General features: G+C 64.1%; 16 protein-coding genes. 7 read left to right on the top strand and 9 right to left on the bottom strand.

All coding sequences use genetic code 11. The features are described from left to right. Window positions 1-2 precede the first annotated feature (2 nt). The 8 genes from ACYVHH_RS09400 to ACYVHH_RS09365 form a co-directional block, all read right to left on the bottom strand. Window positions 3-779 (bottom strand): ABC transporter ATP-binding protein, encoded by a 777-nt coding sequence (locus tag ACYVHH_RS09400; protein ID WP_460564881.1) that lies wholly within the window; start codon window positions 777-779, stop codon window positions 3-5. A 24-nt stretch (window positions 780-803) separates the two neighbouring features. Next, window positions 804-1,517, bottom strand: coding sequence for an ABC transporter permease (locus tag ACYVHH_RS09395; RefSeq protein WP_460564880.1), 714 nt, complete (start codon window positions 1,515-1,517; stop codon window positions 804-806). Next, window positions 1,514-2,200 carry an ABC transporter permease gene (locus ACYVHH_RS09390; protein ID WP_460564879.1) on the bottom strand — a complete coding sequence of 229 codons (687 nt, stop codon included), beginning with the start codon at window positions 2,198-2,200 and terminating at the stop codon, window positions 1,514-1,516. Before ACYVHH_RS09390 ends, ACYVHH_RS09395 begins: the two co-directional genes overlap by 4 nt. 4 nt (window positions 2,201-2,204) lie before the next feature. Continuing rightward, window positions 2,205-2,972 carry an ABC transporter substrate-binding protein gene (locus ACYVHH_RS09385; protein ID WP_460564877.1) on the bottom strand — a complete coding sequence of 256 codons (768 nt, stop codon included), beginning with the start codon at window positions 2,970-2,972 and terminating at the stop codon, window positions 2,205-2,207. A 91-nt stretch (window positions 2,973-3,063) separates the two neighbouring features. Beyond that, window positions 3,064-4,836, bottom strand: coding sequence for a diguanylate cyclase domain-containing protein (locus tag ACYVHH_RS09380; protein WP_460564876.1), 1,773 nt, complete (start codon window positions 4,834-4,836; stop codon window positions 3,064-3,066). A 102-nt stretch (window positions 4,837-4,938) separates the two neighbouring features. Further along, window positions 4,939-6,654, bottom strand: coding sequence for a PhoH family protein (locus ACYVHH_RS09375; RefSeq protein ID WP_460564875.1), 1,716 nt, complete (start codon window positions 6,652-6,654; stop codon window positions 4,939-4,941). Between the two features lie 159 nt (window positions 6,655-6,813). Continuing rightward, the gene (locus tag ACYVHH_RS09370; RefSeq protein ID WP_460564874.1) at window positions 6,814-7,290 is read right to left on the bottom strand and encodes a peroxiredoxin; all 477 of its coding nucleotides are present in this window, start codon (window positions 7,288-7,290) and stop codon (window positions 6,814-6,816) included. Between the two features lie 153 nt (window positions 7,291-7,443). Continuing rightward, window positions 7,444-7,818: an Mth938-like domain-containing protein gene (locus ACYVHH_RS09365; RefSeq protein WP_460564873.1), complete on the bottom strand. Its 375-nt coding sequence runs from the start codon at window positions 7,816-7,818 to the stop codon at window positions 7,444-7,446. A gap of 98 nt (window positions 7,819-7,916) precedes the next feature. On the opposite strand from ACYVHH_RS09365, the gene ACYVHH_RS09360 reads away from it, so the two are divergent. From ACYVHH_RS09360 to moaE, 6 genes are read left to right on the top strand one after another with little or no spacing between them, the layout of a single operon-like run. Next, window positions 7,917-9,149, top strand: coding sequence for a pyridoxal phosphate-dependent aminotransferase (locus tag ACYVHH_RS09360; protein ID WP_460564872.1), 1,233 nt, complete (start codon window positions 7,917-7,919; stop codon window positions 9,147-9,149). Window positions 9,150-9,191: 42 nt separating this feature from the next. Next, complete coding sequence (locus ACYVHH_RS09355) at window positions 9,192-10,514, top strand: homoserine dehydrogenase (RefSeq protein ID WP_460564871.1); 1,323 nt, start codon at window positions 9,192-9,194, stop codon at window positions 10,512-10,514. Next, a complete protein-coding gene (gene thrC / locus ACYVHH_RS09350; RefSeq protein ID WP_460564870.1) occupies window positions 10,514-11,965 on the top strand; it encodes a threonine synthase in 1,452 nt (483 codons plus the stop codon). The genes ACYVHH_RS09355 and thrC overlap by 1 nt, the downstream gene beginning before the upstream one ends. After that, entirely contained in the window at window positions 11,958-13,244 is a 1,287-nt protein-coding gene (locus tag ACYVHH_RS09345) for a molybdopterin molybdotransferase MoeA (RefSeq protein WP_460564869.1), read from the top strand. Before thrC ends, ACYVHH_RS09345 begins: the two co-directional genes overlap by 8 nt. Window positions 13,245-13,251: 7 nt before the next feature. After that, on the top strand, window positions 13,252-13,503 hold the full coding sequence (gene moaD / locus ACYVHH_RS09340; RefSeq protein WP_460564868.1) for a molybdopterin converting factor subunit 1: 252 nt from the start codon (window positions 13,252-13,254) through the stop codon (window positions 13,501-13,503). Between the two features lie 10 nt (window positions 13,504-13,513). Continuing rightward, a complete protein-coding gene (gene moaE / locus ACYVHH_RS09335) occupies window positions 13,514-13,993 on the top strand; it encodes a molybdopterin synthase catalytic subunit MoaE (RefSeq protein ID WP_460564867.1) in 480 nt (159 codons plus the stop codon). 20 nt (window positions 13,994-14,013) lie between these two features. On the opposite strand, the gene ACYVHH_RS09330 is transcribed toward moaE, so the two are convergent. Then, on the bottom strand, window positions 14,014-15,816 hold the full coding sequence (locus ACYVHH_RS09330) for a gamma-glutamyltransferase family protein (protein WP_460564866.1): 1,803 nt from the start codon (window positions 15,814-15,816) through the stop codon (window positions 14,014-14,016). Between the two features lie 148 nt (window positions 15,817-15,964). On the opposite strand from ACYVHH_RS09330, the gene clpB reads away from it, so the two are divergent. Continuing rightward, window positions 15,965-18,565: an ATP-dependent chaperone ClpB gene (clpB, locus tag ACYVHH_RS09325; protein WP_460564865.1), complete on the top strand. Its 2,601-nt coding sequence runs from the start codon at window positions 15,965-15,967 to the stop codon at window positions 18,563-18,565. Window positions 18,566-18,575: the final 10 nt, after the last annotated feature.

Genomic DNA, 18,575 nt, shown 5'->3' with positions numbered 1-18,575 from the left:
GGTCACTTCAGGTTGCCCGACAGGAACTGCGCCAGGCGTTCGCTCTTCGGGTTGGCCAGCACCTGGCGCGGGTGGCCTTCTTCCTCGATGCGGCCCTGGTGCAGGAAGATCAGGTGGTTGGACACTTCGCGGGCAAACCCCATTTCGTGCGTCACCACCACCATGGTGCGGTGTTCTTCGGCCAGTTGCTGCATCACACGCAGCACCTCGGTTACCAGCTCGGGGTCCAGGGCGCTGGTGGGCTCGTCGAACAGCATCACCTCGGGCTCCACCGCCAGGGCCCGGGCAATCGCCACCCGCTGCTGCTGGCCGCCACTCATGTGCGACGGGTAGCGGTCTTCCATGCCCTTGAGTCCTACGCGCTCCAGGTACTTGCGCGCGGTCTCCACGGCTTGGTCCCTCGGCACTTTCAACACATGCACCGGCGCCTCAATGATGTTTTCCAGCACCGTCATGTGGGCCCAGAGGTTGAAGCTCTGGAACACCATGGCCAGGCGGGTCCGCAGACGCTGCAACTGCCGGGTGTCGGCAGCCTCCAGCTCGCCCCCCTTGCCGGGCCGCAGCTTGAGCTCTTCACCCGCCACCACGATGCGCCCCTCGTAGGGCTTTTCCAGCAGGTTGATGCAGCGCAGGAAGGTACTTTTGCCCGAGCCGGAGCTGCCGATGATGCTGATGACGTCACCGGAACGTGCCGAAAGGGACACGCCCTTGAGGACTTCGTGGTTGCCGTAGCGCTTGTGCAGGTTTTCCACCTGCAGTTTGAGGGCGGGAGTGCTCATGGCGGTGGATTCGGTTCTATGGCCTCAGGACCGGCGCGGTGCCAGGTAGGCCAGGTAGCGGCGTTCAGTCAGGCGGAAGATGCCGACGAGAACAAAGGTGATGCAGAGGTAGATCGCCGCGGCGAAGATGTAGGCCTCGAAAGGCAGGTAGAAATCGGAGTAGATGCGGCTGGCGGCGGCTGTCACGTCCAGCATGGCCGGAACAGTGCTGGCCAGGCTGGTGCTGTGCAGCATCATCACCACTTCGTTGCTGTAGGCAGGCAGGGTGCGGCGCAGTGCGCTGGGCAACACGATGCGGCGCAGCGTCTGCCAGCGGCCCATGCCCATGGCCTGGGCGGCCTCCAGTTCACCCGCGCTGGTTTCGCGGATGGAGCCCGCCAGCATTTCCGCCGTGTAGCCAGCGTTGTTCAACGCAAAGGCCAGCAGCGCGCAGAAGAACGGCTCTTTGAAATGTGTCCAGGGCCAGACGTCGTCCCAGCGTGCCTGGATCCAGTCGAGCTGGGCCAGCCCGTAGTAGATCAGGTAGACCTGGATCAACAGTGGCGTGCCGCGGATGCAGTACGTGTAGGCACCAGCCAGCCAGCGCAGCGGCGCAATGGGGCCGGTGAGCGCCAACGCCAGCAGCAGCGCCATGACGGCACCCACCGCCAGCGAGGACAGGAGCAGCGACAGCGTCGTGACCAGGCCTTCACCGTAAAGGGCCAGCGTGGCCGGGTCCGAGAAGACTTCCCAGTTCATAGCTGCACCTTTTTTGTGCCCAGGCTGTAGCGCTGGTTGACCTTGCGCAGCACCCAGAGCGACACGCTGGTGAAAGCCAGGAACAGGGCGGCGGCGAACAGCAGGAAAATGAACGGCTCACGCGTGGCGGCACTGGCCTGCTTGGCGCGGTAGGTCATTTCGTGCAGGCCGATCAGGCTGACGAGCGCGGTGGACTTGATGAGCACAAGCCAGTTGTTGGTGAAGCCCGGCAACGCATAGCGGATCATCTGGGGCAGCGTGATGCGCCAGAAGGTCTGCATGCGGCCCATGCCGAAGGCCCAGGCGGCTTCCATCTGCCCCTTGGGAATGGCCAGGATCGCCCCACGGAACGTTTCGGTCATGTAGGCACCGTAGATGAAGCCGATGGTCAGGACGCCTGCCGTGAACGGGTTGATGTCCACATTCGCGTCCAGCCCCAGGCTTTCAAGCAGCGCGATGAGACCGATGGTGCCTCCGTAGAACACCAGCAGCATCAGCACCAGTTCGGGAATGCCCCGGATGAGGGTGGTGTAGACGGTGGCGGCTCCCGCCAGCAGCGGGTTGCCGGAAAGCTTCGCGCTGGCGCCCAGAAGCCCCAGCGCGACCGCCACCGCCAGCGAGGTGAGAGACACCCCGACGGTCAGTACAGCACCCTCAAGAATGGAGAGGTAGTAGCCGTCCAAGCGGTTACTTGCCGTAGACGTCGAAATCGAAGTACTTCTTCGCGATCTTGTCGTAAGTGCCGTCGGCGCGGATGGTCGTGATCGCCTGATTCAGCTGGTTCTTCAGGTCGTTCTGGCCCTTGCGCAACGCAACGCCAATGCCATCGCCGAAGTACTTCTTGTCGTACAGGTCGGGACCCACAAAGCCGTAGCCCTTGCCTTCGTCCTTGCGCAGGAAGCCACCGGTCACTTCGACCTTGTCAGCCACGGTGCCGTCGAGGCGGCCGGACTTGATGTCCAGATAAACCTGGTCCTGGGCCTCGTAGGGCACCACCGTCACGCCTGCGGGCTTCAGTTCACCCATGGCGTACTTTTCCTGGGTGCTGCCTTTGAGCACACCGATCTTCTTGCCCTTCAGGGAAGCCGGACCGCTGTAGGCTGTACCAGCCTTGACCACCACGCTGCTGGGGGTGGCGTAGTACTTGTTGGTGAAATCCACCACGCGCTTGCGTTCGTCGGTGATGGACATGGAGCTGATGATCACATCGTACTTGCGAGCTTGCAGGCCGGGGATCATGCTGTCCCACACCTGTTCCACGAACACGCACTTGCGCTTGATCTGTGCGCACAGGGCTTCGGCGATGTCCACGTCGAAGCCGGTGGGCTTGCCATCGGCCGTCTTGTAGGTGAAGGGCTCGTAGGTGGGATCGATGGCGACCTTGAGATCAGCGCCTTGTGCGGAGGCGGCGGTGGCGCCCAGGGCCAGGGTGAGGGCCAGAAGCTGTTTGTTCATGTTTCGCAAATCCTTGTGGGAAGTGAAGGTAGGTGAATTGTATGCATTGCAAGGTGCGTGCCTACCGTGAGAACCCGCAGGCGCAGGCTCGTCAAACGAGTACGCGCTGCCCACTGTGGCGTTGGACGCAAGACTTGCCTGCTTGTTTTCCATCGTACATTGCAGCGTCTGCCAGGCGGATGAGTTCCATCGGATCGGTGCTGTCCTCTGGCGCGAGGGCATAGCCAATCGTCAGGCCCACTTTCACCGAATGGCCCTGAGGCAGTGCAAACGGCGATTCAAACGCATGCAGCAGTTTCAGTCCCAGTTCGTGTGCCTGTCGGGCGGACGACAAATGACGAGCCACGACAACGAACTCATCTCCGCCCAACCGTGCCACCAGGTCGGACTGGCGCACGTGCCCTTGCAGGCGGCGGGTCACCGCTACCAGGAGCTCGTCGCCCATTTCATGCCCATGGGTGTCATTCACCGGTTTGAAACCGTCCAGATCCAGGAGAAAGAGGGCGACAAGGCGGTTCTCCGGGCGCTCCTCCAGCGCCGCCACCAGGGCAGTCTGCAGCCCCCTTCGGTTGGGAACGCCTGTGAGCGGGTCCGTGTGAGCAAGGGATCTCATCGCATCACGCTCTCTAGTGACGGTTTGAGCGGTGATGCGAAGCTCGCGCGACCGCAACCCGAGCACGTACATGAAAAGCAGCATTTCCACGGTTGCACCCAACTGGAACGAGTGCAACGTCCAGAACCCAATGGGAACGCGGCCCTGGATCACGCCAATGATGGTGGCTGTGGCTGCAAAATGCACAACCCACGCGACCAGGAGCGTTGCACCGATCGGGTCGCGCTGCCTGAGCAGCCGCCATGCCCCTGGCAGCCCGAGCAGCATGGGAAGCGGGCCGACGAGACTCACAAAGGCCGCAACAGCGCGTGTACTCAGCAGGCCGGTCACATGCGCCAGCCCGAAGAGGAAGGTGATCAGCGCGGCCAGGCGCATGGCTTTGAGCAGGCGGTCTCCGCGCTCCTGGCCATACAGGATCTGGCTGACGAACAGGAATCCACCGCAGGTGGCCATGAGCGAGGAAATACCTGTGGCCCGGTTTTCCAGCCACCAGACGTCAGGCCAGAGGTAGGCTGCGCCAACCCCGAAGAAGTGCAGAGAAAAAAGCAGGCTGCCACTGATCATCAGCGCATACTGGATGAACATGGGCTCGCGCAGGCTGCGCCACTGGATCAGGCTGTAGGCGATCAGTGTCAACCCCAGCCCGGTCATCAAACCTTGCAGCATCTGTTCCATGCCGCTGCGGCTCACCATGGTTTCGGGTTTGACCAGCGAGATCGGGAGAATCATCGCCCCCTGGGTCTCAACACGCAGATAAAGCGTTTGGGTCTCACCAGGGGTGAGATTCAGCAGGAGTGAGTGAGTCAGGCCCTTCATGGGCCTTTGCGCCCGTGGGGTAAGACTGCCAAGCCTGCCCAGAGGGTGCAACCCGCTGCTGTCCTGCAGATAGACATCTATCAGGTTGAGGGGGTGGTAGGCGATGTCCAGTATCCAGCGTCCGTCGCTGTGTGCCGATGTGGCCAGAGGCAGGCGAAGCCAGACGGCTTCAGGGCGTATGCCCAGCGTGCCGTGGGCGCCAGCGGGGCGGACAAAGCGCGTCTCTTCGGCCACAACATCGTGTATGGACAGCGCTTTTCCGGGGTCGCTCAGGAAAGCAACAGCAGGCCAAGCGTCCACACTTTCGTCCGTATCGAGCAGGTCCAGCGGCGCGGCCCATGCGCTCGCGCCCCACAGCAACAAGCCAACCCACAGCAGCCAATGCCCAAGACGCTGCAATGCGGCTTGGGGGGCAGGGACAAAAGTGATGGACATGGCGGACGCAGCGGAACTCGGTCTGACGCGGGAGTTTCCCTGGCCAGCACGCTCATCAATGGCTGTGCGGCCTTCCGGTCAACTCACCGCGATCTCGCCGGATTACAGAACGTCGCTGGCAAAGTCGGCCAGGCGCGAGCGTTCACCCCGGGCCAGCGTGATGTGCCCGCCATGGGGCCAGCCCTTGAAGCGGTCCACAGCGTAGGTCAGACCGCTTGAACCCTCGGTGAGGTAGGGGGTGTCGATCTGCGCCAGGTTGCCCATGCAGATGATCTTCGTGCCCGGGCCGGCCCGCGTGATGAGCGTCTTCATCTGCTTGGGCGTGAGGTTCTGCGCCTCGTCGATGATGACGTACTTGTTCATGAAGGTGCGCCCGCGCATGAAGTTCATGCTCTTGACCTTGATGCGGCTGCGGATGAGTTCGTTCGTGGCCGCACGGCCCCATTCACCTGCATTGCCGCCGTCACCCTTGGCCAGGAACTCGAGGTTGTCGTCCAGGGCACCCATCCAGGGGCCCATCTTCTCTTCCTCGGTGCCCGGCAGAAAACCGATGTCCTCGCCCACGCTCACCGTGGCGCGGGTCATGATGATCTCGGTGTAGCGTCGCTCGTCCAGCACCTGCGTCAGGCCTGCGGCCAGGGCCATGAGCGTCTTGCCTGTGCCCGCCGTGCCGGCCAGGGTGACGAAATCCACCTCTGGGTCCATCAGCAGATTGAGGGCGAAGTTCTGCTCGCGGTTGCGGCTCGTCACCCCCCAAACGGCGTTCTTCAGGTGGTTGTAGTCCTTGAGCGTCTTGAGCACTGCCGTCTTGCCGCGCACTTCGGTGACGCGGGCATACAGCGGGGGCTCGCCGGGGGCTTCGAAGTAGACGAACTGGTTGATCGTCATCTGGTCCACGATGGGGCCGCTGATGCGGTAGAACGTGTGGCCGCCTTGCTGCCAGCTCTCAACGGTCTTGCTCTGACGGGTCCAGAAGTCGGCAGGCAGTGCCAGCGAGCCGGTGTAGAGCAGCTCGTCGTCGTCGAGCGCCTTGTCGTTCTGGTAGTCCTCTGCTGCCAGGCCCAGGGCGCGGGCCTTGATGCGCATGTTGATGTCCTTGGACACCAGCACGACCTCACGTCCGGCGTAACGCTCGCGCAGGGCCTGAACCACGCCGAGGATCTGGTTGTCGGCCTTGCCCTGGGGCAGGCCGCTGGGCAGCGTGTTGCTGAGTGGCTCCGTCTGGAAGAACAGCATGCCGCTGATTTCGCGGTTGCCCAGGGCAGCCAGCGGCAGGCCTTGGGCAATGTCTCCGCCACCATGCGCCGCAAGGCTGTCGAGTGTCCGGCTCGCCTGGCGGGCGTTGCGGGCAACTTCGCTCATGCCTTTCTTGTTGCTGTCCAGCTCTTCCAGCACGATCATCGGCAGGTAGATGTCGTGTTCCTCGAAGCGGAACAGGCTCATCGGGTCGTGCATAAGAACGTTGGTGTCCAGCACGAACAGGCGCTTGCCTTCGCCGTGGCGGCTCGTCTTGACCCGGCGCTTCGGTTTTTCCGGGGCCGACGCAGGCACAGCCACGATGGCCTGGGGGGTGGCGTTGTGCGTGGGCTGCGGCGACAGCAGTGCCGGTGCCTGCTTAGGTGCCGTGCTCCGCTTGCGGGCTGACGAGGAGCGGGGTGTTTCCTTCTGCGGCGCGGGCTGGGCCATGACGATCGGGGTGGCTGCGGGTTGTACCGGTTCGGCCGCTGCCTTGGTCACCGACCGTGACGTGGCTTTCACTTCAAAGGCTTCGGGGCTGAGGCGGGCGGCTTTGCGTTGGGGAGCTGGGGGCAGGGGCATGGGATGTGTGAGGCCGGAAAACAAAAAGCCGCCAGGGTCACCGGGCGGCTTGTGAGAGAACTTGGGCAGACAGTGCTGTTTTGTTCAGATTCATGAGGCCATTATGCATCAGCCCCGTGTATGCCCGGCACCTGGGCCGGGATGGCAATGAAAGGTGCTTCAGGCCGCCTTCTTGAGTGCCTTGACCGCCTTGAGGACTTCCTCGACATGACCAGGGACCTTGAGGCCGCGCCATTCCTGCAACAGGATGCCGTCGGGGCCGATCAGGAAGGTGCTGCGCTCGATACCCTTGACCTTCTTGCCGTACATGATCTTGTTCTTGACCACGCCGAACATGTGGCACATCTTCTCTTCGGTGTCGGCAATCAGCTCGAAAGGCAGTTCCAGCTTGAGCTTGAAATCGTCATGCGACTTCATGTTGTCGCGCGAAACGCCAAAGACCTGCGCACCAGCCTTGGTGAAGTCCTTGTACTTGTCGCGGAACTGCATGGCCTCGGTGGTGCAGCCGGGGGTGTTGTCTTTCGGGTAGAAATAAAGGATCAGAATCTGGCCCAGATGAGACTGGTTGGTGACCTTGACACCGCCGGTGGCATTGGCTTCAAATTCTGGAATGGGTTTGTTGACGACAACGGCCATGAAGCGGTTCCCCTGCGAGAGTTGGTGAAATACGTGCTTTCCGTGAAAAGGCCGCCTGAACTGCTTGAAATAAAAGCGCGCCGGCGTCGGAAAATAAGCGAGTATTTTACCCTGAAGACGAGGGCGTGACCAGCCGCCCTGCTGTCACCTCTGTCAAAGGCCTTCTATCAGCAGCGCCGCAACGACCTTGCGCCCCTCGCCAGCAAGGATGTTGTAGGTGCGGCATGCGGCCATGGTGTCCATGGTTTCGACGCCTATGCCCCGCTCGATGAGCCCCCGCAGCAACGCCGGGGGAACGAAACGCAGGCGCGAGCCGCTGCCGAACACCACCAGCTCTGGCTGGTCGTCCGCCAGGCGGTCGAAGTGCGCCGCCGAAAGGCTCTCCAGGCCATCGCATTCCCAGTTTTCCAGCCGGCCTTGCGAACTGACGATCAGGCTGTGTTCCATACGCTGACCGTTGACCGCGATCCACCCAGGGCCATAGGCGTTGATGGCCAGGGTATCGAAACGGTCGGGCTGGAGCTTCATGGAGGCGCTGCGGGTTGGGTCTGGCTTGAGATTGTACGGAGCACGCTGCACCGCAGCGAGCGCTCGGTAGAATAACCAGTTTCACTTCATTGCTCATCATGCAAGCGCCGAACATTCAGAAGTCCGCCAAGCTGGCCAATGTCTGCTACGACATACGGGGTCCCGTGCTGGACAAGGCGCGAGCGATGGAGGAAGAGGGCCACAAGATCATCAAGCTCAACATCGGCAACCTGGCGGTGTTCGGGCTGGAGCCGCCCGACGAGATCCTGCAGGACATGATCCGCAACCTGCCGCAGGCGGCGGGCTACACCGACAGCAAAGGCCTGTTCGCGCCGCGCAAGGCCATCGTGCACTACACACAGGAAAAGCGCATTGCGGGTGTGACGGTGGACGACGTGTACCTGGGCAACGGTGCCAGCGAACTCATCACCATGTCGATGAACGCACTGCTGAACGCGGGCGACGAAATCCTGGTGCCGGCCCCTGATTACCCGTTGTGGACGGCGTCGGTTTCCTTGTCCGGTGGCACACCGGTGCACTACATGTGCGACGAACAGGCCGGCTGGACGCCTGACCTTGCCGACATCGAGCGCAAGATCACGCCCAACACCAAGGGCATCGTCGTCATCAACCCCAACAACCCCACGGGGGCGCTGTACCCGGACGACGTGCTGCAGGCGATCGTGGGCCTGGCGCGCAAGCACGACCTCATCGTCTTTGCCGACGAGATCTACGACAAGGTGCTGTACGACGGCAACACGCACACGTCCATCGCCTCGCTGGCCGACGACGTGCTGTTCGTGACCTTCAACGGCCTGTCCAAGAACTACCGATCCTGTGGCTACCGCGCGGGCTGGATGATCGTCTCCGGCGACAAGCGCCGCGCCAAGGACTACATCGAGGGGCTGAACATGCTGGCCTCGATGCGCCTGTGCGCGAACACGCCGGGGCAGTTGGCCATTCAGACGGCGTTGGGTGGCTACCAGAGCATCAACGACCTGGTGGCGCCAAGCGGCCGCCTGTGCCGCCAGCGCGACCTTGCGCACAAGCTGCTGACCGACATCCCGGGTGTGAGCTGCGTCAAGCCCAAGGCGGCGCTGTACATGTTCCCCCGGCTGGACCCGAAGATCTACCCCATCGAGGACGACCAGCAATTTGCCTACGAGCTGCTGGCCGAGGAAAAGGTGCTCATCGTGCAGGGCACGGGCTTCAACTATCCCACGCCAGACCACTTCCGGCTGGTCTTCCTGCCGCACGAGGACGACCTGGCAGAGGCCGTGGGCCGCATTGCCCGCTTCCTGGCGCACTACCGCAAGCGCCACGGCACTTGAGCCGCAACTGACATCCGCTTTTTTCACCGAGAACCAACCGATATGAAACCGATTCAAGTGGGCCTTCTGGGCATTGGCACCGTGGGCAGCGGCACCTTCAATGTGCTCCAGCGCAACCAGGAGGAAATCCAGCGCCGTGCCGGCCGTGGCATCCAGATCACCATGGTGGCCGACCTCGATGTCGAGCGTGCGCGGGCCGTGGTGGGCGAGGGCGTGCAGGTGGTCAACGACGCGCGCCAGGTGATAGCCAACCCCGAGATCGACATTGTGGTTGAGTTGATCGGCGGCTACGGCATTGCCAAGGCCTTGGTGATGGAGGCGATTGCCGCAGGCAAGCACGTGGTCACCGCCAACAAGGCCTTGCTGGCTGTGCATGGCACGGAAATTTTCGCGGCGGCGCAGGCCAAGGGCGTCATGGTGGCGTTCGAGGCGGCCGTGGCCGGTGGCATCCCCATCATCAAGGCGCTGCGCGAGGGCCTGACGGCCAACCGCATCGAGTGGGTGGCTGGCATCATCAACGGCACCACCAACTTCATCCTGAGCGAAATGCGCGACAAGGGCCTGGACTTTGACGTGGTGTTGAAGGAAGCGCAGCGCCTGGGCTACGCCGAAGCCGACCCGACCTTCGACATTGAAGGCGTGGACGCCGCGCACAAGGCCACGCTCATGAGTGCGATTGCCTACGGCATTCCCGTGCAGTTCGACAAGGCCTACGTGGAAGGCATCACCAAGCTGGGCGCTGCCGACATCCGCTACGCCGAGCAACTGGGTTACCGAATCAAGCTGCTGGGCATTGCCAAGCGCGCCGCGCAGGGCGTGGAACTGCGTGTTCACCCCTGCCTGGTGCCCGGCAAACGGCTCATCGCCAACGTGGAAGGCGCCATGAACGCGGTGATGGTGCAGGGCGACGCCGTGGGCACCACGCTGTACTACGGCAAGGGCGCGGGCAGCGAGCCCACCGCCAGTGCCGTGATTGCCGACCTGGTGGACGTGACGCGCCTGCACACGGCCGACCCGCTCAACCGCGTGCCGCACCTGGCCTTCCAGCCCAACGCCATGAGCAACCTGCCCGTGCTGCCCATGAGCGAGGTGGTTACCAGTTACTACCTGCGCCTGCGCGTGGCGGACCAGGCTGGCGTGCTGACCAAGGTCACGGGCATCCTGGCCGCGGCTGGCATCAGCATCGACGCCGTGCTCCAGCGTGAAGCCGACGAAGTGGGCGGCGAGGGCAGTACCCAGACCGATGTGATCATCCTGACCCACGATACCCGCGAAGGCACCATGAACGACGCACTGGCACAGATGCAGGCGCTGCCCACGGTACTCGCGCCCATCACCCGCATCCGCAAAGAGGAGCTGGCCTGATGTTGTACGTGTCCACCCGCGGCCATGCAGACCGCAAGCGTTTCTGTGAAATCCTGCTCGAAGGCTTGGCGCCGGACGGCGGGCTGTACCTGCCCGAGCATTACCCGCAGGTGGACGACGCTACGCTGACGCGCTGGCGCAAGGTCTATCACGAGCAGGGCTACGCCGAACTGGCGTTCGAAATCCTCTCGCTCTACATTGACGACATTCCGGCGGCCGACCTGCGCGCCTTGTGCGCCAAGACCTACACGGCCGAGGTGTTCGGCACGGGCGAAATCGTTCCGCTGCGCCACCTGGAAAACGAGCTGTGGATCGAGGCGCTGTCCAACGGCCCGACGCTGGCCTTCAAGGACATGGCCATGCAACTGCTGGGCAACCTGTTCGAGTACGAACTGGGCCGCCGTGGCGAGCAATTGAACATCCTGGGCGCCACCAGTGGCGACACCGGCAGTGCGGCAGAGCATGCCATGCGCGGCAAGCACGGCGTGCGAGTGTTCATGACCAGCCCGCACGGCCGCATGAGCCCCTTCCAGCAGGCACAGATGTTCAGCCTGCAGGACGCCAACATCCACAACATCGCCATCGAAGGCGTGTTCGATGACTGCCAGGACATCGTCAAGGCGGTGAGCAACGACCTGGCGTTCAAGCGCAAGTACAGAATCGGCACGGTCAACTCCATCAACTGGGCGCGTCTGCTGGCCCAGGTGGTGTATTACTTTGCTGGCTACATCCAGGCGACCGAGCAATGCGAACCCGCCGCAACCCGCAACCGGCAGAAAGTCAGCTTCACGGTGCCCAGCGGCAACTTCGGCAACGTGTGCGCCGGTCACGTGGCGCGCATGATGGGCCTGCCCATCCACCAGCTGGTGGTGGCGACCAACGAGAACGACGTGCTCGACGAGTTCTTCCGCACCGGTGTGTACCGGGTGCGTGGCAGTGCGGACACCTTTGAGACGTCGAGCCCGTCGATGGACATTTCCAAGGCCAGCAACTTCGAACGCTTCGTGTTCGACCTGCTGGGGCGTGACGCGGCGCAGACCAAGGCGCTGTTCGGCGAGGCGCTGGGGCGTGAAGGCCGGTTCGACCTGAGCGGCAACCCGCATTTCGCGCAGGCCGCCAGCCGTTACGGCTTCGTCAGCGGCAAGAGCACGCACGCCGACCGCCTGGCGACCATCCGCGACACCTGGGAGCGTTTTGGCCAGATGATCGACACCCACACCGCCGACGGTGTGAAGGTGGCGCGCGAACACCAGACCGCTGGCGTGCCCATGGTGGTTCTGGAGACGGCGCTGCCGATCAAGTTTGCCGAAACCATTGTCGAGGCGCTGGGCCGTGAACCCGAGCGTCCAGCCAAGTTCAATGGCATTGAGGCGCTGCCCAAGCGCGTGCAGGTGATGCCTGCCGACGCGGAAAAGGTGAAAGCCTACATTGCCGCGCACTGCAATGACTGACACCCAACCCGTCCGCCGCCCCGGCCTGATGCTGCTGGAGGACGCCTTGGCGGCCTTGCTGGCTACAGTTCAGGCCTTGCCGGAGGTGGAGGAGTTGGCGACGTTCGACGCAGACGGGCGCGTGTTGGCGCAGGATCTGGTCTCTTCCTTGGACGTGCCGGGCCACGACAACACCGCCATGGACGGCTACGCCGTTCGCGTGGCCGACCTGAAGGCGGCGGCCGGCGGGCCATTGCCTGTGTCGCAGCGCATTCCCGCAGGCCATTTCGGCCCTGAACTGCAGCCTGGCACCGTGGCCCGCATCTTCACGGGTGCGCCCGTGCCTGCCGGTGCCGACGCCGTGGTCATGCAGGAAGAGGCCGAGGTGACGGGCGAGGTGGACGGCCAGCCCCTGGTGCGCTTCAAGACCCTGCCCGAGGCTGGGCAGTGGATTCGCCGCCAAGGGGAGGACGTGCGCCGTGGCGAGGTGGTGCTGACCAAGGGCACAAAGCTGGGTCCGGCGGAACTGGGGCTGGCTGCCAGCATGGGTTTTGCGCACCTGGGTGTTGCCCGCCGCGTGCGCGTGGCACTGTTTTCCACGGGCGACGAACTGGTGATGCCGGGCGACGTGCCGCCGGAGCAAATGAAGCCCGGCGCGATCTACAACTCCAACCGTTTCTTCCTGCGTGCGCTCTTGCAGCGTCTGGGTTGCGAGGTGAGCGACCTGGGCATCGTATCCGACCAGCGTGATGCAACTTTGGCTGCGCTGCGCTCGGCCGCACAGGCGCACGATGTGATCCTCACCAGCGGCGGCGTCTCGGTGGGCGAGGAAGACCACATCAAGCCCGCTGTACAGCAACTGGGCGGGCTGGACCTGTGGCAGATCGGCATGAAGCCGGGCAAGCCCTTTGCCCATGGCTGGGTGGCTCGGCCCGAAGGTGGTGGACGCTGCCATTTTGTCGGGCTGCCTGGCAACCCGGTGTCCAGCTTCGTGACCTTCTTGTTGCTGGTGCGGCCTTTCCTGCGGCGGCTGCAGGGTGTGTTGGGTGCGCAGGCCGATGGGTTGCCCGTGCCCCAACGCATGGTGGCGCACTTCCATCTGCCCAAGGGTGACAAACGCCGCGAATTCCTGCGCGTCAGGCGTAATGCCGACGGCGGTCTGGCGTTGTTCCCGAACCAGAGTTCGGGGGTATTGACCTCGGTGGCGTGGGGGGATGGCCTGGTGGACAACCCGCCAGGGCGTGCCATCGCGTATGGTGACGAGGTGGATTTCCTGTCTTTCGATTCGCTGCTTTCCTGATCTGTCCATGACCATACAAGTGCGTTTCTTTGCCGCTATCCGCGAGGCGGTGGGCACGGCCTCCTTGACGCTGGACACGCGCGCTGCCAGCGTGGGTGAGTTGCGTGACGAGTTGATTGGCCGTGGCGGCGCCTGGGCCGAAGCCCTGGCCCGGGGCAAGGCCGTGCGCGCTTCCCTGAACCAGGTGATGGTGGACGAAGCCGCGCCTCTGGCACCGGGCGCAGAGGTGGCGTTTTTCCCCCCGGTCACCGGTGGTTGAGGAGCGTGTGATGGCCACCCCAAACCGGGTCAGCGTCCAGACCGAAGACTTCGACCTGAACGCCGAGGTGCTTGCCTTGCGCAGCCAGGACGCTCGCGTGGGCGCCGTCTGCGCCTTTGTGGGCACCGTGCGTGACCGCAATGACGGTCAGAACGTGTCCACGATGGAGCTGGAGCACTACCCTGGCATGACCGAAAAGGCCATCGAGGCGATGATCGACGAGGCGTTCCGCCGCTTTGATATCTTTGGCGCACGGGTGATCCACCGCGTGGGTCTGTTGCACCCGCTGGACCAGATCGTGCTGGTAGCGGTGACGTCGGCCCACCGGGGCGAGAGCTTCCAGGCCTGCGAATTCCTGATGGATTACCTGAAGACGCAGGCGCCTTTCTGGAAGAAGGAGCAGACGCCCGAGGGCGCCCGCTGGGTGGATGCCCGCGTGAGCGACGATGCGGCCTTGGCCCGCTGGGGCATCGAAAGCCGCAACGGCTGATTCGACGGCCCCGCAGTGGGTCAGTCACCCATGACCACGCCCTCGCGGCGCGGGTCGGCGCCGCCAAAGTAGCCGCCCGGCACGCGTTGAATGGCCTGCAGCCCGCTGGTCATGTTCATTTCCCGTACCTCGTGCCCTCGGGTCTTCAGTGCATCGACCGTGGCGGCGGGGAAGCGTTTTTCCTCCAGCAGCGTGGGGCCGTTGGCCGAACCGAAGTTGGGCAGGTTGATGGCCTGCTGGGCATTCATGCCCCAGTGCAGCGTACCCCAGAGCGTCTTGGCGGTGTAGTGAATGATCAGCGCACCGCCGGGGCTGCCGCCGCTCATCACCAGTTGCCCCGTGGCCTTGTCGAACACCAGGGTGGGCGACATGGACGAGCGCGGGCGCTTGCCCGGTTGCACACGGTTGGCGATGGGGGTGCCCTGGGCGTCGCGCGGGGCGAAGCTGAAATCGGTTAACTCGTTGTTGAGCAGGAAGCCTTTGACCATCTGGCGCGCGCCGAAGGCGTCTTCGATGGTGGTGGTCATGGCCACGGCACGCCCCTGGGCATCCACGATGCTGATGTGGCTGGTGCCGTATTCCGGCTGGTTGGGCATGGGGGCAAAGCTGGTTCGCGTGCCCTCCGGGCGGCCGGGCTGAGCGACCTTCATCGACTGGGCGCCAATCAGCCGTGCCCGCTGAGCCAGGTAGTCGGGTGACAGCAGGCTCATCCACGAGCCAGCGGGCGGGGGGACAAAGTCGGGATCAGCCACGTATTGCGCGCGGTCGGCAAACGCCAGGCGGGCGGCCTCGGTATAGAAGTGCAGCCAGTCGGCGCTGGGCAGGCCGTCTGCGCCCAGGGGCAGCGTGGCGCCCTGTGTGTTCTGCAGGATGCCCAGCATCTGGCCGATGGCGATGGCACCCGAGCTGGGCGGCGGGAAACCGCAGAGCCGGTACACCTTCTGCGGCGGCACGGCATGGTCATGACACAGCGGCTCACGCTTGCGCGGCTGGTAGCCAGACAGATCGGCCAGTGTCATCTGGCCGGGGTTGGTGGGGTGGCTTCGGATCTTGTCGACGATGGCTTGCGCCACCGGGCCTTCGAGCAGCGCCTTGGAGCCGCGCGCGGCGATGTCCCGCAGCACCTGGGCCAGTTCCGGGTTTTTCAGCACGTGCCCCACGGGCCAGGGCTGGCCGCTGGCGTCGTAGAAATAGGCTGCGGCCACGGGGTCTTTCTTAAGGTGCTGTTCCGCTGCAAGCAGGGTGTTGAGCCGGGCGCTCACCCTGAAGCCTTGTTCCGCCAGGGTGATGGCGGGCTGGAACAGCGTGGCCCAGGGCAGCTTGCCGTGTTGCTGGTGGGCCAGCTCCAGCATGCGCACGGTGCCGGGAACGCCCACAGAGCGCCCGCCCACCACGCCTTCGATGAAGGCCATGGGCTTGCCATCGGGCTTGATGAAGAGGTCCTCGTTGGCTGCCGCAGGGGCGGTTTCGCGGCCGTCGTAGGCCTCGACGGCTTTGCCGTCGAAATGCATGAGGAAGGCGCCGCCGCCAATGCCGCTGGATTGCGGCTCCACCAGTGTCAGGACCATCTGCACGGCAATGGCTGCATCCACGGCGCTGCCGCCCGCCTTGAGAACCTGGTAGCCTGCGTCGGTGGCCAAGGGGTTGGCGGCGGCCACGGCGAACTTGGCGGTCTGCCAGCCGGGTTTCTCGGCGTAGCCCGACGAGCCCTCAGGCTGGTTGGGCACGGTGTAGTTGAGCGTGGGCGGGGTGGTACTGCAGGCGGCCAGCAATACGGCCGAGAGCAGGGCGGTTGGGAGAGCTGAGAGCAGGGCGGGTGGCATCGCGTGACTCCTTGCAGTGGTTGAGCCTGGGACAAGGATACGCCAAAGTGATGCTTTTGATGGGATTTCTCTTTGCCGCCCGTGACTTGAAAACCCCCGCCCCCATCCCCAACATCACGTCAGTTCACCAATCAGCAGGAGCATCTGCATGCGTATCGACAAACTCACCACGAAATTCCAGGAGGCCTTGGGCGAGGCGCAGACGCTGGCCCTGGGACAGGACCACGCCTACATTGAGCCAGCACACGTGCTGGCGGCCATGCTGCGCCAACAGGACGGCCCCAAGGCGCTGCTGCAGCGCGCGGGCGTGAATGTGGCGGCACTGGGCAAGGCCGCCGATGAGGCCGTGGCCAAGCTGCCGCAGGTGCAGGGGCAGGAACAGGTCCAGGTGGGGCGCGATACCGTGACGCTGCTGCAGGCCGCCGAGAAAGATGCCATCAAGCGGGGCGACCAGTTTGTTTCAAGCGATTCCTTCCTGCTGGCGCTGGCTGACAGCAAGATTGCCCTGGCAGACGAGGCCCGCAAGGCTGGCCTGAAGCGTCAGACCCTGGAAGCAGCCATCGACGCCGTGCGCGGCGGCCAGAAGGTGGACAACCCCGAGGCCGAAGGCCAGCGCGAGGCCCTGAAGAAATACACCCTGGACCTGACCGAGCGTGCCGCGCAGGGCAAGCTGGATCCGGTGATCGGCCGTGATGACGAGATCCGCCGTGCCATTCAGGTGCTGCAGCGCCGCAGCAAGAACAACCCGGTGCTGATCGGCGAGCCTGGCGTGGGCAAGACCGCCATTGTCGAGGGCCTGGCCCAGCGCATCGTGGCGGGCGAGGTGCCTGAGACACTCAAGGACAAGAAGGTGCTGGTGCTGGACATGGCGGGCCTGCTGGCCGGCGCCAAGTTCCGCGGCGAGTTCGAGGAACGCCTGAAGGCCGTGCTCAAGGAGGTTTCCCAGGACGAAGGCCGCATCATTCTGTTCATCGACGAGATCCACACCATGGTGGGCGCAGGTAAGGCCGAGGGCGCCATTGACGCCGGCAACATGCTCAAGCCCGCCCTGGCGCGCGGGGAGCTGCACTGCATTGGCGCGACCACGCTGGACGAGTACCGCAAGTACATCGAGAAAGACGCCGCGCTGGAGCGCCGCTTCCAGAAGGTGCTGGTGGACGAGCCCACTGTGGAGGCGACCATTGCCATTCTGCGCGGCCTTCAGGAGCGGTACGAGGTGCACCACGGCGTCGAGATTACCGACCCGGCCATCGTGGCGGCGGCCGAGCTGAGCCACCGCTACATCACCGACCGCTTCCTGCCCGACAAGGCAATTGACCTGATCGACGAGGCGGCGGCCAAGATCAAGATCGAGATCGACTCCAAGCCCGAGGCCATGGACAAGCTGGACCGGCGCCTGATCCAGCTCAAGATCGAGCGCGAGGCCGTAAAGAAGGAAAAAGACGAGGCTTCCATAAAGCGGCTGGGCCTGATCGAGGACGAGATCGCCAAGCTGGAGCGCGAGGTGGCTGACCTGGAAGAGGTGTGGAAGAGCGAGAAGGCCGCCGCGCAGGGCTCCGACCAGGTGCGCAAGGACATCGAGCAGACCAGGATCCAGATCGAGGACCTCAAGCGCAAGGGCGACTTCAACAAGGTCGCTGAGCTGCAGTACGGCAAGCTGCCCGAGCTGGAAAAGCGCCTGAAGGACGCCCAGGCCAAGGAAGAGGCGGGCGGTGCCGCCGCCGGGCCGAGGCTGCTGCGCACCCAGGTGGGGGCAGAGGAAATCGCCGAGGTGGTGGCCCGAGCCACGGGCATTCCGGTGGCCAAGCTGATGCAGGGCGAGCGCGACAAGCTGCTGACCATGGAAGACAAGCTGCACGAGCGCGTGGTGGGGCAGGACGAAGCCATTGTGGCCGTGGCCAACGCCATCCGCCGCAGCCGCGCGGGTTTGAGCGACCCCAACCGCCCGCTGGGCAGCTTCCTGTTCCTGGGCCCCACCGGCGTGGGCAAGACAGAGCTGTGCAAGGCGCTGGCGGGCTTCCTGTTCGACAGTGAGGAGCACCTGATCCGCATTGACATGAGCGAGTTCATGGAGAAGCACTCGGTGAGCCGCCTGATTGGCGCGCCCCCGGGCTACGTGGGCTACGACGAGGGCGGCTACCTGACCGAGGCCGTGCGCCGCAAGCCGTACAGCGTGATCCTGCTGGACGAGGTGGAAAAGGCGCACCCCGACGTCTTCAACGTGCTGCTGCAGGTACTGGACGACGGCCGTCTGACCGACGGTCAGGGTCGCACGGTGGACTTCAAGAACGCCGTCATCGTGATGACCAGCAACATCGGCTCACACCTGATCCAGGCGATGGTCGGCCAGGACGCCGAGGACATCAAGGACGCGGTGTGGGGCGAATTGAAGCAGCACTTCCGGCCCGAATTCCTCAACCGCATTGATGAGACGGTGGTGTTCCACGGCCTGAACGCCGAGCACATCGCCAACATTGCCAAGATTCAGCTGAAGGTGCTGATGGAGCGCCTGGCCAAGATGGACCTGACGCTCAACGTGAGCGAGGCGGCGTTGTCAGAGTTGGCCAAGGTGGGGTTCGACCCGGTGTTCGGGGCACGCCCGCTCAAGCGGGCCATCCAGCAGCGCATCGAGAACCCTCTTTCGCGCCTGATTCTGGAGGGGCGCTTCCCGCCGAAGAGCGAGATTCCCGTGGACGTGGACCCGATCCTGGCGCCCGGGCAGTTCCAGTTCGGACGCGTGGTGCACTGAAAGAGAAAAA

It is taken from the genome of Hydrogenophaga aquatica (assembly GCF_054780915.1).
This window is presented reverse-complemented; position numbering and strand designations above follow the sequence as displayed.

What these genes read in the sequence shown, in the direction of transcription:
- ACYVHH_RS09400 (WP_460564881.1), bottom strand. Translation starts at nt 779, where the DNA reads ATGAGCACTCCCGCCCTCAAACTGCAGGTGGAAAACCTGCACAAGCGC.
- moaD (WP_460564868.1), top strand. Translation starts at nt 13,252, where the DNA reads ATGACCATACAAGTGCGTTTCTTTGCCGCTATCCGCGAGGCGGTGGGC.
- ACYVHH_RS09375 (WP_460564875.1), bottom strand. Translation starts at nt 6,654, where the DNA reads ATGCCCCTGCCCCCAGCTCCCCAACGCAAAGCCGCCCGCCTCAGCCCC.
- ACYVHH_RS09370 (WP_460564874.1), bottom strand. Translation starts at nt 7,290, where the DNA reads ATGGCCGTTGTCGTCAACAAACCCATTCCAGAATTTGAAGCCAATGCC.
- ACYVHH_RS09365 (WP_460564873.1), bottom strand. Translation starts at nt 7,818, where the DNA reads ATGAAGCTCCAGCCCGACCGTTTCGATACCCTGGCCATCAACGCCTAT.
- ACYVHH_RS09330 (WP_460564866.1), bottom strand. Translation starts at nt 15,816, where the DNA reads ATGCCACCCGCCCTGCTCTCAGCTCTCCCAACCGCCCTGCTCTCGGCC.
- ACYVHH_RS09395 (WP_460564880.1), bottom strand. Translation starts at nt 1,517, where the DNA reads ATGAACTGGGAAGTCTTCTCGGACCCGGCCACGCTGGCCCTTTACGGT.
- ACYVHH_RS09345 (WP_460564869.1), top strand. Translation starts at nt 11,958, where the DNA reads ATGACTGACACCCAACCCGTCCGCCGCCCCGGCCTGATGCTGCTGGAG.
- clpB (WP_460564865.1), top strand. Translation starts at nt 15,965, where the DNA reads ATGCGTATCGACAAACTCACCACGAAATTCCAGGAGGCCTTGGGCGAG.
- moaE (WP_460564867.1), top strand. Translation starts at nt 13,514, where the DNA reads ATGGCCACCCCAAACCGGGTCAGCGTCCAGACCGAAGACTTCGACCTG.
- ACYVHH_RS09380 (WP_460564876.1), bottom strand. Translation starts at nt 4,836, where the DNA reads ATGTCCATCACTTTTGTCCCTGCCCCCCAAGCCGCATTGCAGCGTCTT.
- ACYVHH_RS09385 (WP_460564877.1), bottom strand. Translation starts at nt 2,972, where the DNA reads ATGAACAAACAGCTTCTGGCCCTCACCCTGGCCCTGGGCGCCACCGCC.
- ACYVHH_RS09355 (WP_460564871.1), top strand. Translation starts at nt 9,192, where the DNA reads ATGAAACCGATTCAAGTGGGCCTTCTGGGCATTGGCACCGTGGGCAGC.
- ACYVHH_RS09360 (WP_460564872.1), top strand. Translation starts at nt 7,917, where the DNA reads ATGCAAGCGCCGAACATTCAGAAGTCCGCCAAGCTGGCCAATGTCTGC.
- thrC (WP_460564870.1), top strand. Translation starts at nt 10,514, where the DNA reads ATGTTGTACGTGTCCACCCGCGGCCATGCAGACCGCAAGCGTTTCTGT.